Here is a 13,684-nt window from a genome sequence, read left to right on the forward strand (position 1 = left end):
GCGGCCTGTCTGTCAATAGATCAGTTCGAGGATAAAATCAGCGGTTTGACGGAGTTGCGTGTAGAGTTGGCGGGGGTCTTCGAACCGGAGTGGGTGGTCGAGTTCTTTGTGCACATACACTTTGCCGTTTTTACCTGGGCAGTCGCCTTCGTATTCGGGCAGGTAAATCTCGATGGCCTGCTGAAGGTGGGGGTGGACATAGGTTCCATGATGATTGCAGAGCATGATCCCTTTGTGCTGCTGTTCGTCAATTTCGGCTTTTATGGCATAGATGCCGTCGGGGGGGAGCAGTTTGCCGTCCTCCTCAGCAGCCAGGCTGAAGGTGGTGATCCCGGCATCACGGTAAAGCCGGCTGCCGGGGGCGAAACGGCCGTAGATAAAGAAAATATTTTCGAGATAGGCATTGGCATGCATGATCCTGCCACTTTTGAGCGATTTTCGGATGCGTGTGGACCCGATGGTTTCGTCCACCAGCTCCTGGCGCGGGAACTCCACAACCTCGAAGCCAAGCTCGCTGCCCATCGCGATCAGCTTTTCGTAGTTGCCCTCCCTGTTGTGCCCGAAATAGTGGTTATATCCCACCACGATGATCTTTGCCCCGAGCTTCCCGAAGAGGATATTTTTTACAAAATCTTCTGCGGAGGTTTTTGCAAATTCTACGGTAAACCTGATGATCACAAGGTTTTGCAGGCCTGTTCTCCGGAGGAGTTCGATTTTTTCGCTCTGCGAATTGATCAGCTCAAGCGCTTTCCCGGCGGTATCCGGATAGAGCACCTTGCGCACATGAGGGTAAAAAGTAATGAGTACCGATTGCCCGTTGATGCTGCGCGCCAGTTTGTTGAGCCTCCGGATAAGTGCCTGGTGTCCGAAATGAACGCCGTCAAAGGAGCCGGTGGTGACTACGGCATTTTCAATTTTTCCAAGCGTATCAAGACTTTCGAATATCCGCATGCCCGAATAATTTTGTTATGACTGATTCCGGTGGCAAAGTTATATCTTTCTATAACGGCAGGGCTATCCCTGAACGTTTTTCATTTGTCGTGGTTGCCCCGGGAGATTTCCGCAGCAGTTCATTATCCAATGTCTGTGACCAAAAAAAGAAATAAAAATGATAAAATCATCCTCTTCGCACGCTTTCCCCATCTCACTTCCCCCCATACTTTCTCAGCAGGTAAGCCTTGAAATCGCTGTAGTTGTTGGCCATTTCGTCGAATTGTTCCGGTTTATCCTCGAGGCCGGCGAGGCTTGGCGGCAGGTCGGGGTCGAGGTTCAGGATGGTGCGGATTTGCTCGGGGAACTTTGCCGGATGCGCTGTTTCGAGCGAAATACAAACCTGATCGGGTGTGTTCAGTTCAGGATGTTTATCCAGAAAAACTTCCAATCCTTTCCAGCCCACGGCGCCGTGGGGCTCGAGCAGGAGTTGATATTTTTCCCAGGCAGATTTTATGGTTGCTTTTGTTTCCTGGTCGGTCACACTCACGGCAAACAGCTCGCTGTTCATGGCCGCCAGGTCGGGCAGCCGGTGAACGGTTCCTTTTTCGTCCATCACCCCTCCGTACAAAGCCACCAGCCGGGCGAGGTTGCTCGGGTGACCGACATTCATCGCGCTGGAGATGCAGTTTCGCGAAGGCTCGATTTTGCGGTATTCGCCGGTATTCATAAACACCGGGAATTCGTCATTTTCGTTGGTGGCAATCACGAACCTGGCCACCGGCAATCCCATTTTCATGGCCAGCACGCCCCCCATCATATCTCCGAAATTTCCTGAAGGAACCGAAAAGATTACCTTTTCCGTTCCGGGATTTTCAGTCAGTTTTGCATAAGCATAAAAATAATAAACGATTTGCGGGATCAGCCGGCCAATGTTGATGGAATTCGCTGAGGAGAGGTGAAGCTGATCAAGGTCGGGATCGGAAAAAGCTTGTTTTACCAGCGCCTGGCAGTCGTCAAACTTGGCATCCAGCCCGATGATCCGGATGTTTTTGCCCAGTGTGGTCATCTGTTTGCGCTGGCGGGGAGTCACTTCTTTTGTCGGGAAAAGGACGACTACTTTGATGTTGTCGAAACCATAGAAAGCATTGGCAATGGCGCTGCCGGTATCGCCGGATGTGGCGGTGAGTATCAGCAATTCACCTTTGGTTTGCCTGAGGTAATGATTCATCAGCCTTCCCATCATCCTGCCGGCAAAGTCCTTGAACGAAGCTGTCGGCCCCTGGTCAAGACGCATTACGTATTGCCTGCCGGTAACATGCTCAAGGGGAACGGCAAAGTCATAAGCATCCTCCACCATCAGCTTCAGATCATGTTCCCCGATTACACCTTTCAGAAAAGTGCCAATGATGATGGCTGCCATTTCGTGGTATTCCATCCCTTTCATCCTGACCAGGGTTTCCGGGTCAATTTTCGGGATGTTCTCCGGCATATAAAGCCCCTTATCCGGCGCCTGCCCGCGGATGAGCGCTTCATGGAAGGGCAGTGCGGGCGACGTTAAATTGGTCGAATAAAATAAGATCGGATTCCCCATGATGCTATCTTCTTAATGTGGCAGAAGAGGCGCCGCCGGCTGAATATTCGGGGGAAGTGCTGATGGATTTTTTTCCGTCAAGCACAGCCAGCGACTGTTCCAGATCAGCGATGATGTCGTCGGGATGCTCGGCGCCAACACAAAGGCGGATGAGGTTTGGCGGGATATTGGCCATCCTGCGTCCCTCTTCGCCTTGCTGCGAGTGGGTGGAAATGGCCGGAATCGTAGCTACCGATTTAATCCTGCCCAGGTCGGTTGCCCGCCAGATACGCTGGAACGCATCAAACACGTCGCGGGCAGCCTGTGCGCCGCCTTTCACATTGAACGACATCAGGTGCCCATAACGGTTCACCGGTTTGCCGTATTGCTCGTCGTGTTCGGCATCCACCAGCCAGAGGTATTGCGAAGCCAGTTTGTGCAGCGGGTGTGACTCCAAACCGAGGTAATCCACTTTTTCGATGTGTTTGTGGCTTTCGAGGAATTTGGCAATGGTCATGGTGGAGCGGCTTTGCATGTCAACGCGCGGGCGCAGCGTGCGTACATCGTTCAATGCCATGATCGAATTCATGGGGGAGATATTCGGACCGTTGTCGCGGTTGGGCAGCGTTTTGGCGTACATGGCAAAGTCGGCTTTCATGTCGGGGTTGTCCACATTGGATGTAAGATTTTTCCGTGAGATCACCGCTCCGGCTATACCAAAACCGCTGGTCATGATGGTTTTTGAAACCGATTGTACCACGATGTCGGCGCCCAGCGCGATAGGACGTAGCAGGGCAGGGGTGGCCACCGTGCTGTCAACGATCATCGGGATGCCATGTTTGTGTGCCAGGTCAATCACCTTTTTCAGGTCAAAAAATGCCTGTCCCGGGTTGCTGGGCATTTCGCCGTAAAGGAAGCGGGTGTTTTCATCAATCAATTTTTCCCATTCGCTGATGTCGGCAGAATTGATCACCTTACGCCATGTGATGTGGCGCTCTTTCTCTTTCCTGACGCCAAACTGCTGGAAGGTACCGCCATAAATTTGTGTGGTAGCTACAAAGTTGATGGGCCTGGAAGGATTTTTCGGATCGGGTAAAAGGAATGGATCAACGGCCGTTTGAATGGCTGCCATTCCCGATGCCGTGGCAATGCAGGATGTTTCGCAATCGGCGCCGTAACCTTCGAGCAAGGCCAGAACGCCCTCCAGGTAGTACATACTTGGATTTCCGATACGCGAGTAGCACCATGTGGGGATTTGGTACCCCAGTGCAGCTTCCATCTCGTCCGAATCGCGGTAAGCCTGCGAAGTGGACATGTAGATGGGTTCGATGATCGAGCCCTGGTTGAAATCCAATGCTTCCTGCATCGAGTAAACGCCATGCACCGCAATGGTGTCGAAACGCTTGCTGCGCATATCTTTCAGGTAATTCTGATGCCATTCGGCTGAGCGCTTTGCTGCCTGCAAATAGTGGTCAATTCCATTTGTTTCCATGTTATCCTCCGTAATTTGTTTGTTGTTGAACTATTGATTTTGTGTCAGCAAGGAAACTGTCACTGTTGAAAATCAATGAATACCCCAACCCTAAGGGAGCATTGATTTTCAACGATTTACTCCCGGAATTTATCCCGAGACTTCGGGAGGGCGGGGTAAATAAATCGTTGAAAATCAAATTTAGTATGTTTCCTTACTGACACTGATTAATATCTTCACCTGCAAAAATATCAAAAAGAGCTTTTTATCGGTGAATGAATGTTAAAGCAAAAGCCATATTGATGAAATATTTTAAAATGATAAATAAAAACAGCTACTTTTGAAAAAATTATCATTCAAAACCTTCAAATTATGCAACAGCACTTTCATCTTGATAGTTTGGACAAAAGAATCCTCACCTATCTCACTGCCGACGCCCGTACTCCGTTTCTTGAAGTAGCCCGCAACTGCAAGGTTTCAGGCGCTGCCATTCACCAACGGGTGCAAAAAATGATCGAAGCGGGGGTGATCTCCGGCACCCAGTTCAACCTCTCGCCGAAAGGAATGGGTTATCTTACGTGCGCGTTTATCGGTATTCAGGTTAACCTGACTTCATCCACAACCCATGAAGAGGTTTTTCAGCAGATTAAGCGGATTCCCGAAATCGTGGAGTGTCATCATATCACCGGAAAGTACTCTTTGCTGATCAAGATTTTAGCCCGCAACAACGAGCACCTCAAGAAGATCATCGTGGAGCAAATCCAATCCATCATCGAAATTGTGGCCACCGAAACCTTTATCTCGCTGGAAGAAGGCTTTGTGCGGCAGTTGCCGGTGGAGTAGGGAAGTAAAAAAATGAGGCTGTCTCAAAAGTCTTTCGTTTGGATTTTCAACGTTTTTTAACCCTTAATCCCTAAAGGGAAAACGTTGAAAATCAGGCTCCCTTTAGGGACGGGGCAATCCTGATTTTCAACGTTTCTTGCTAAATCCAGACTTCTGAGACAGCCTCTACAGAGTTGGTTAAAGCAAATCAATTCAATTTTTAATCACCTTTTCAAACCACGTTTTATCATTTGTCTGTATTTTGATCAGGTACACCCCGTTGGGCTGGCCGGTCAGGTCAACACGGTCGGGGAGGAGCAGGTTCTGACTGCTGACTTCCGTGCCAAAAGCATTGAAAATGCTGACTTTGGCTTTGGCGTCCATCCCTTCGATGTTGAAGATGCCGGTTGAAGGATTGGGATAGATGTACAGGTTGAACGAATGATCCTGGAAAATTCTCTTTTCCTTTTTAGTTGAATTTAGGATTCCAAAATGCAATTCACATTTTTTAAGAATAAAAATACACAAACAGGTACGCTAATACTAAAATATAAATACTTTTGCATCATCAATAAATAGTATTTACGTACCTAATAAATTAAAGAAAATGAAAACACAGGAATCAATGAGTAAATTATTGAAGTTTTTCAGTTTAGGTTTTTTTCTTTTGCTTCTTGGAAACAGAGCTTCAGCATGTGAGGCTTGTAATCGTGTTTTTCTTGCGCAATTGGGAACCACAAGGTCCGGTGGCATTGTTTCAAAAGAACTCCTGTCGACAATAGCGGCACAGCGTTCAACCACGATGAACGATCCCGCCTGGGTAAGTGAAGTGCTTGCAGCAAATAATATGCTTGCAGATGCCGGTCTGTCCACTGCGCCAAAATCATTGCCGCCAGGTGCAGCAGTTCCAAACCTGAGTCCTCAGCAGAGTGGCTCTGGTGTCAAGACTGCTTCCGCCGGAAATTCCGATTTCATCGAGATCATCCGGCGCGACGAGCGGCTGTCCATTCCTACAACCAGCTATGTTCCTCAGGATACGCGGCCGGACAAAGTGGTAAGAATCACTCTTGAAGAAGGCGACAGCTACATTGGCAATGGCATAATTTACAAAGGTTTTACTACCGATGGCAAGATTCCCGGACCAACTGTACTGGTAGATGAAGGCGATATTGTTCAGTTCACCATTGTAAACAAAGGCAATATTCCTCATGGCGCATCCATTCATGCAGCAAATACCCAGACATCAAAATACCTCGGGAAAATCAATCCTGATGACAGTGCGACGATTGTATTCAAGGCAGCCATGCCAGGTGTTTACATGTATCATTGTGCTCCGGGTGGCCATGCCATTCCGATGCACATTATTTTTGGTCAGTACGGAATGATGGTTGTTAAGCCAAAGAAGAAATATGAATTGGAACGTATTTTAAATAAAGAGCCCGACATCGAATTGTACCTTGTTCAGCATGAGTTTTACGCAACTGGAAAAGATGCTGTGGAAGGCCAGGGAAAGCCAATGTACACCGCGTTTAACGGGAAACTTTTTCGTTATATCGAAGAACCTATAAAAGGGAGGCCTGGCGATTATGTGAGGATCAACTTCCTGAATGTCGGACCAAACCTGGTCTCTACTTTTCATATTGTCGGTATTGTCTGGGATTTTGCTTACTGGCAGGGACATCCTGAAAATAAATTCATTGGAGGGCAAACAGTGACTGCCGGTCCTTCGGATTCATGGGTTGTTGAGTTTCGTATTCCGCCTGATGAAGGGTCATATCTTATGCTGACGCATGCAGTTGGTTCTACTGACAGGGGCGCACTGGGTTTTTTAGTGTGTGACCGCAATGCTGATCCTTTAGGGAAAATGCTCGCCGATGGAAAAGTTTACAGCGAAGCAGAAATGGAAGAGTACCGGCAAAAGGCAAACCGGGTCATTACACCTTTTGGCATCGGCTCACCGGATGTGGATGTCCCGGTAGTTTACAAAAGCGATGTTAAGGAGGTTACCATCAGGATAATCGGGAATTCTTATTCTCCAAAAGTAGTACAGGTGACCCCGGGAACAAAAATTACCTGGATCAACGAAGATGTTTTCACATTCATGGAGGGAGAATTTTCGGGGATACATAATGTGCTGATTAAAAGCGGCCCCGAGCGATTCGCCTCGCCTATGCTTGCTCATGCCGAAAAGCACACACAGGAAATGATTCAGGAAGGGGAATATCTCTACATGTGTACACCTCATCCTTACATGGAGGGAAAAATCATTGTGACAACTAGCGGAGCGGGAGATATCCAGGTTGCAGCAGCCGGTGTGGGAGCAACCAGCCGTATGGTTTGGTTTGTTCTGATCGTGGCTGCTTTGGCGCTGATGATTGCTTTGATTGGCTTAATAAAGAAATAGCGCAGATTTTCTTATCAATTACCATCTGTAAGGTTTATTCCTCTTCAGTGAAATAGAAATGCAACAATGCCATCACTATTCTCTGTCAGCGGTTGAGTTGAAAATATTATTCACAGGAACGTATTTGGAGTTTGCTGACGCATCTTGTCTGTTGCAGTTATCTGGTCAATGCATCAGCGATCATTACAATCATTACCAATAAATAGAAAATGTTTAGGCTGATAAAGGCTGGATGTGGGTCGGGATATTTTTTGGCATTGAACCAACGGCGAAAAGAAACCAAAAGGAAGAATGTGATTAAAAAAATAACAAGTGAAAGCGCGGCTGACCGGATGATTCCAAAAAGCACCAGCATGACAGCAGCCATGGCTGTTGCAAATATCCAGACCAGTGTGAGGTTTGCCACCTGTTGCGGGGAGAAGAGTTGGGTTAATGTTGGAAATCCTGCTTTTTCATAATCGCCGGCATTTTTTAGCAGAATGAGCCAGAAATGTGGGATTTGCCCGATGAAAAACAGAAATGCCAGTAGAATTGCATGATGATGGGTGATACTTCCGCCGGCTGCTGTCCAGCCGATGATGGGTGGAATGGCGCCCACCACTGCACCGGGAATGGCTGCGAAGGCGGTTAATCGTTTCAAAGGTGTGTAAATGGCATTGTACCACACCATATTGATCAATCCTAAAAAAAACGGAAGCCGGGTATCCAATTGTAACAGAATGGAAGCCCCCAAAAAAATGAGAATGATGGCAAAAAACAGTGCCTGAAAGGGTTTGATCATTCCGGACGGAATTGGACGCCGGTTGGTACGCTCCATCAACACATCCGTTTTAGCTTCCTGTAAATGGTTGATGGCTGCAGAGCCGGATGAGAGAAGAAATACTCCAGCCATGGTGAGCAGCCAACCCCTGGCAAAAAAGCCCTGAAAGATCAGGAAACCTGTCAGCGCCGATAAAGCGACCGAAGCTGAAATAATGGGCTTTGTCAGCTGAAAGTAAGCGAGGATCAGCCTGCCGGTTGCCTCTTTCAACATTTATTTTAGTGTCTTGATAAACTCAATGATAAAGCCGACCTGGTCTTCGGAAATCTCTCCCTTATATGAAATCATTTGTCCCTTGCGGAATCCTTTCACCACATCATAATCAGGTTCGTAAATTGATCTGCGGATGTATTCATCATCCACGACTATGTCGCGTTCCTGACCGTCGGTAACAACGGTGATTGTAGTTCCATACCGGCCTTTGTAGGAAGGGCCGATGATGGTTTTTCCATCGAGTGCGTGACAGGCATTGCATCCTTTACTTTCGACAATCTGCCTGCCAAGTAAAGCCAGGTCAACATCATCTTTGACCAACATGGAAGTAGCCGTAGTGTCGTTGTACCATTCCCAGTAGGCATCCGGTTCCATCACCACCACTTCAGTAATCATCAGTGAGTGCTGAAGCCCGCAATATTCGGCACAAAAAACGTTGAATTCTCCTGTTTTTGTGGCTTCAAACCAACTTGTCTTGAGCATCCCCGGCACCATATCTTCTTTAATCCTGAAAGCCGGAATATAAAAGGAGTGAAGCACATCCATGGCATTGAGGTTGACAATCACCGCCGTATCTTTAGGAATATAGAGTTTGTCGGATATCCTGCCATTTTCATATTGAAAAGAAAAGTTCCACATCCGGGCATTGGCAGTTACTTTGATACCGTCCTGGGGTGGTTTTTTCATAGGGATCCAACCTACATAGCCATAATAAAACATGCCAAGCACCAAAATAATCGGAACCACCGTCCATACGATTTCGAGTGTGGTACTCCCTTCGATCTGAACGGCTTTGGGGTGCTTTTTCTGGTTATAGCGATAGATGAACATGATCATCACCGCAGTAATTCCGATGAGAAAGAACAACGAAATCCCGATAATCAGGACAAAGGCATTGTCAACGCCTTCTACGAATGTTGAGGCTCCTGAGTACATATCTTTTATCTGTATAAGTAATCAAAAAATGTAACATAAAGCACAAGTAAGAAAACTGTGACGACAAGTATGGTGAAAATCATAAAAACCTTGTTGTCAAATTTCAGGTGCATGAACCAGGCCATAACAATTGCACCTTTTATACCTGCAATCAACATGGCAGCGGCTGTGTTGTAAGGGCCCATATCAAACCGTGTGATGGCAACACTGATGGCTGTGAAGATGACCAGACACAACAGGACGATCATCTGGGTTTTGTAACTCGTTATGTGAGGTTTGTGTTCGCTCATAGTATTCAGCTTTAATGGATTAGATAAAATAGGGGAAACAGGAAAATCCAGATCAGGTCAACCAGGTGCCAGTAGAGACCTGTATTCTCAAGCCATACATAATCGGTACTGTTGATTTCATCTTTACTTATTTTACCATGTACATAGATAAAAAGACCAACTCCGATAATGATATGCAGGGCATGGATTCCGGTCATCACCCAGTAAAGACCGAAAAACAGAATCGTGCCATGTCCCAGTTCGAGCAGGTTTTCGCCTTTGGGATAAAAGCCGTAATCAATTTTTTCGCCCCATTCAAAATATTTATTGATTAAGAAAAGGACTGCGATAATCATCGTTGTGTTTAACAAGGCCAGCGCCTGCTTTTTATTCCCACGCTGAATGGCAGTAATCGACATCGCTACTGTTGCACTGCTAATGAGCAAAATGATAGTGTTCAGGGTACCAACGGTAACGTTCAATTCCTCACCGGCCAGTTGGAAGGCATCTGGATTTTTATAGCGGTAAACGGCATAAATGATGAATAGCATCCCAAAGAGCAGCAGTTCGGTAAAAATGAACAACCACATGCCGAGTTTGTCGCCTTCATCGTCTCGGTGAACGTGTGTATGTGCAGCTTGTGTACTCATGTGTGTTAGGATTTATAATGGTAAGGATCACTATCTACGACAGGAATTTCATCAAAGTTCTCGAGTGTTGGTGGTGTATCAACTGTCCATTCGAGCGTTTTGCCATTCCATGGGTTTTTTTCGGCAACTTTTACACCATGACTTGCACTGCGGACCAGGTTGGCAATAATAATCAGCAGACCGGCAATCATTACCCATGCGCCAAGGGAGGAAATGATGTTTCCTCCATGAAATTCAGGCAGGTAGTCGTAATATCTTCTTGGCATACCCAGGATTCCGAGATAAAACATCGGAAGGTAGAGTGAAAGGTAGCCGATGAAAAAAATTCCCCATCCCAGGTTAGCCCAATTTACATCATACATCCGGCCAAACATCTTGGGGAACCAGTAATGCAGCGCGGCCATGAACGCATAACCCGTACCGCCAAATACAATAAAATGGAAATGTGCAACCACAAAATGGGTGTCATGCACGTGCACATTGGTTGCCAGCGAACCGAGTACAAGTCCGGTTAATCCGCCAATCATAAATACAAAAATGAACGACAATGCCCAGTAAAAAGGAGTCTTCATCACCAGTGAGCCTTTGTGCATGGTTGCCACCCAGTTGAATACCTTAATGGCTGACGGAATGGCAACAAGAAAGGTAAGGAATGAAAAAGCATAGAGTGATACTCCGCTCATTCCGGAGGTAAACATATGGTGCCCCCAAACGAAATAACCTACAAAAGCAATGGCCAATGTAGAGAGAACCAGCGGTTTATAGCCGAATAAAACTTTTCTTGAAAAGACCGGAATAATTTCGCTGATTACACCCATGCCCGGGAGAATCATGATATAAACGGCAGGGTGAGAATAAATCCAGAAAAGGTGCTGATAAAGAATCGGGTCGCCGCCGAGCGCCGGATCAAAAATCCCTATACCAAATAATCGTTCCATAACCGTTAACAGCAAAGTAATCCCAACAACCGGAGTAGCCAGAATCTGAATCCAGGCTGTACCGTAAAGTGTCCAGGGGAACATCGGCATTCTAAACCAGGTCATCCCCGGAGCACGGAGCCTGTGAATGGTAACCACAAAGTTAATTCCGGTGAGAATGGATGAAAATCCCATAACAAAGGCGCCGAACATCATAGGCAGGACGTTGGTAGGCGTTTTGAAACTGTAAGGGGCGTAAAATGTCCAGCCTGTATCGGGTGGGCCGTCACCAAAGATTAAAGAAGTCAATACAATCAGAATTCCAATGACATAAAGCCACCACGAAAGCAGGTTGATCCGGGGGAAAGCCACATCTTTAGCCCCGATCATGATCGGAAGGAAAAAGTTACCAAATACAGCTGGCAATCCGGGAACAACAATGATAAAAATCATAATTACTCCATGGAGGGTGAACAGGCTGTTATAGGTTTGCGGGCCCATTATGGTTGCCCCGGGGGCAATCAATTCGGTTTTCATCAGCAGCCCAAGTATAGCTGCTACCGAAAAGAAAACCAGCATGGTGTATAGGTACAGTAATCCTACCCGCTTGTGGTCAGTCGAAAAAATCCATTCAAAAAGAAACGCCAATTTCCCTTTGAATCCTCTTCTGTAATCGAGGTAACTGACATAGTTTGTAGTTGTGTTTGACATGTTTATTTTAAGCTATTACGTTAATTCGATTGTGTCTTTTTTCTGGGTTTAATAATGAGAAACAAGAAAATGAGTGCCGTAAAAAAAAGGATGATGGTACCTGCAACTTTGGTAATATTCATCACATAACGTTGTCCTTCAGTGTCGTAGGCGTAGCAATAGGAAAGCAAACGACTCATCGAAGGGCCTGAACGTTCTTCTGCGGTTTCAATGACTGCCATTTTCAAGTCTATGGGTAAAAAGTAAGTTCCATGCAGGTAGCGTGTAATTTTTTCGCTTTTGCTGACAAAGATCATGGCTGATGTATGTGCAAAATCCAGACCGGTGCGCTTGTATTTGAAACCCACGGCTGTTGTCAGTTTTGCAATGTCAGCACTGTCGGCAACAAAAAACTTCCAACCCTCTTCATCGAAGTCTTTTTTGATCAGGTTGTGATAATTATTCCTGTTTGATTTGGCCAGGTCAACACCTTCCCTGGCATCAAAACTGATGTTAAGAATTTGGTAGTCCTTACCAATTTCCAAGTTGCTGCTGTTTATCACGTCGGCCATTGCATTCATAAAAGGACTGCAAATTCCGGGACACCTGTAATAAACCAATGCGATTACTGTGGGCTTATCGATCAAATCAAGGATATTGTGGGGTGCTCCCAAATGGTCAATAATCGTAATATCCTCAGGAAGATAAGTATCCAGCCGTTCAAAGATGCCGATTTCGCCTTCTTCGGGAGTGTACTGTCCAACAGGGGCTTGAGCAAAAATCCCTGTGAATAGGATTAAAAACGCTATGCAACCGGTGATTTTCATTTTATAGATGATGATGATAACTTTCGTGAAGCTGTGGGTGATTAACAGGTACAATCGTTGATTTTCCAAGCATAACAAATGTAATTAAAAGAAACAATCCGGCATAACCCAACCACATCCCAATTTCGATGAAACCAAATTTCAAATGCTCAATAGTTCCAGGCATGATTTGGACAAAAAGCATAATCCAAAGCCCGATAAGGAGGAGAACACTAATTGAGATCAGCACCGGTTTTTTGCGGCCTATTTCATCCGAGATGACAACGAGGAATGGAATTGCAAAATTGATAAAGAATTCAGCATAGAAAAGCACCTGCCATTCACCCAGAAATCTTGGGCTGTAGTAAACTGTGAGCTCGGGTATATTGGCATACCAGGTGATAATGAATTGCATGAACCATAGATATCCCCACACGATGCTGAAACGGAACAGGTAACGTGCCAGGTCGTGACGGTGAGCCTCATTCATTTCGGGAAAATAACCCTGACTGTTCAGAAAGAAAATGAACAGGATGATGGTTGCGACGCCATAGTACATGCTGGTAATCATTGTTCTGAAGCCAAAAATTGTGGAATACCAATGTGCATCTATGGTCATAATCCAGTCAATCCCTGCCAGCGAGAAGAAAATGACAGCGAGAAAAATGAACACGGTGGAGTAATGGGTATTTTTCCTGTATAGCGCAGGATCGGCAAATTTATCTCCACTGAATGCCATTTTACGGAGTACCAGAAAGGCTGAAATCCAGAGCACGAAATAAATAACAATTCTGATCATAAAAAAGGGCACGTTCAGGTATGGCGCCTTGTGAGCAAGCAGTTTGTCTGTTTCAGTTATACCCGGCTCAGCCCATTCGTAAATATGTTCCAGACCAAAGAACAACAGGAGCATTAAAATAGCTGCTACCGGAATAAACCCACCAAGGGCAAGAGGCACTCTTTGAAACATGGCCGACCATGAGGATTGAGTGATGTATTGGATGCTGTAATACATCATTGCGCCGATAGCGACGGTAAGAAAATAGACGTTATTCAGCAGTATGTTGGCCCAGGCGCGGTCGGGGTCGGTCAGAAATCCTGTGATCAGAGCTGCCAGGCCGACGACAATCAGCACGGCTCCAACAATTTTTATCTTCTGCGACGGATGAAAATGTGTTTGCAT

General features: G+C 46.2%; 13 protein-coding genes. 2 read left to right on the forward strand and 11 right to left on the reverse strand.

Features of this window, described 5'->3' with window-relative positions; all coding sequences use genetic code 11:
• Nucleotides 1–12 precede the first annotated feature (12 nt).
• The 3 genes from IH598_02000 to IH598_02010 all read right to left on the reverse strand — a co-directional run bounded on the left by IH598_02000 (nt 13) and on the right by IH598_02010 (nt 3,995).
• Nucleotides 13–951, reverse strand: a complete 939-nt coding sequence (locus tag IH598_02000; GenBank protein MBE0637276.1) for a riboflavin biosynthesis protein RibF — start codon at nt 949–951, stop codon at nt 13–15.
• Between the two features lie 193 nt (nt 952–1,144).
• Complete coding sequence (thrC, locus tag IH598_02005) at nt 1,145–2,524, reverse strand: threonine synthase (protein MBE0637277.1); 1,380 nt, start codon at nt 2,522–2,524, stop codon at nt 1,145–1,147.
• 4 nt (nt 2,525–2,528) lie between these two features.
• A complete protein-coding gene (locus tag IH598_02010; protein MBE0637278.1) occupies nt 2,529–3,995 on the reverse strand; it encodes an O-acetylhomoserine aminocarboxypropyltransferase/cysteine synthase in 1,467 nt (488 codons plus the stop codon).
• A 351-nt stretch (nt 3,996–4,346) separates the two neighbouring features.
• Here IH598_02010 and IH598_02015 point away from each other — a divergent pair, with 351 nt between their 5' ends.
• A complete protein-coding gene (locus IH598_02015) occupies nt 4,347–4,817 on the forward strand; it encodes an Lrp/AsnC ligand binding domain-containing protein (GenBank protein MBE0637279.1) in 471 nt (156 codons plus the stop codon).
• Between the two features lie 192 nt (nt 4,818–5,009).
• On the opposite strand, the gene IH598_02020 is transcribed toward IH598_02015, so the two are convergent.
• On the reverse strand, nt 5,010–5,294 hold the full coding sequence (locus IH598_02020; protein ID MBE0637280.1) for a T9SS type A sorting domain-containing protein: 285 nt from the start codon (nt 5,292–5,294) through the stop codon (nt 5,010–5,012).
• A 349-nt stretch (nt 5,295–5,643) separates the two neighbouring features.
• Between IH598_02020 and IH598_02025 the strand changes: the two genes are divergently transcribed.
• On the forward strand, nt 5,644–7,200 hold the full coding sequence (locus IH598_02025) for a multicopper oxidase domain-containing protein (GenBank protein ID MBE0637281.1): 1,557 nt from the start codon (nt 5,644–5,646) through the stop codon (nt 7,198–7,200).
• Nucleotides 7,201–7,357: 157 nt separating this feature from the next.
• Here IH598_02025 and IH598_02030 read toward each other — a convergent pair whose 3' ends face one another.
• From IH598_02030 to IH598_02060, 7 genes are read right to left on the reverse strand one after another with little or no spacing between them, the layout of a single operon-like run.
• Nucleotides 7,358–8,233 carry a protoheme IX farnesyltransferase gene (locus tag IH598_02030; GenBank protein ID MBE0637282.1) on the reverse strand — a complete coding sequence of 292 codons (876 nt, stop codon included), beginning with the start codon at nt 8,231–8,233 and terminating at the stop codon, nt 7,358–7,360.
• Complete coding sequence (gene coxB / locus IH598_02035; GenBank protein ID MBE0637283.1) at nt 8,234–9,169, reverse strand: cytochrome c oxidase subunit II; 936 nt, start codon at nt 9,167–9,169, stop codon at nt 8,234–8,236.
• A 5-nt stretch (nt 9,170–9,174) separates the two neighbouring features.
• Nucleotides 9,175–9,459, reverse strand: a complete 285-nt coding sequence (locus IH598_02040; GenBank protein ID MBE0637284.1) for a cytochrome C oxidase subunit IV family protein — start codon at nt 9,457–9,459, stop codon at nt 9,175–9,177.
• A gap of 11 nt (nt 9,460–9,470) precedes the next feature.
• On the reverse strand, nt 9,471–10,088 hold the full coding sequence (locus IH598_02045) for a cytochrome c oxidase subunit 3 family protein (GenBank protein ID MBE0637285.1): 618 nt from the start codon (nt 10,086–10,088) through the stop codon (nt 9,471–9,473).
• 5 nt (nt 10,089–10,093) lie between these two features.
• Nucleotides 10,094–11,716: a cbb3-type cytochrome c oxidase subunit I gene (locus IH598_02050; protein ID MBE0637286.1), complete on the reverse strand. Its 1,623-nt coding sequence runs from the start codon at nt 11,714–11,716 to the stop codon at nt 10,094–10,096.
• 20 nt (nt 11,717–11,736) lie between these two features.
• A complete protein-coding gene (locus IH598_02055; GenBank protein ID MBE0637287.1) occupies nt 11,737–12,522 on the reverse strand; it encodes an SCO family protein in 786 nt (261 codons plus the stop codon).
• A gap of 1 nt (nt 12,523) precedes the next feature.
• Nucleotides 12,524–13,684 (reverse strand): hypothetical protein, encoded by a 1,161-nt coding sequence (locus IH598_02060; GenBank protein MBE0637288.1) that lies wholly within the window; start codon nt 13,682–13,684, stop codon nt 12,524–12,526.

The sequence above is a fragment of the Bacteroidales bacterium genome (genome assembly GCA_014860585.1).
GTDB lineage: Bacteria > Bacteroidota > Bacteroidia > Bacteroidales > 4484-276 > RZYY01.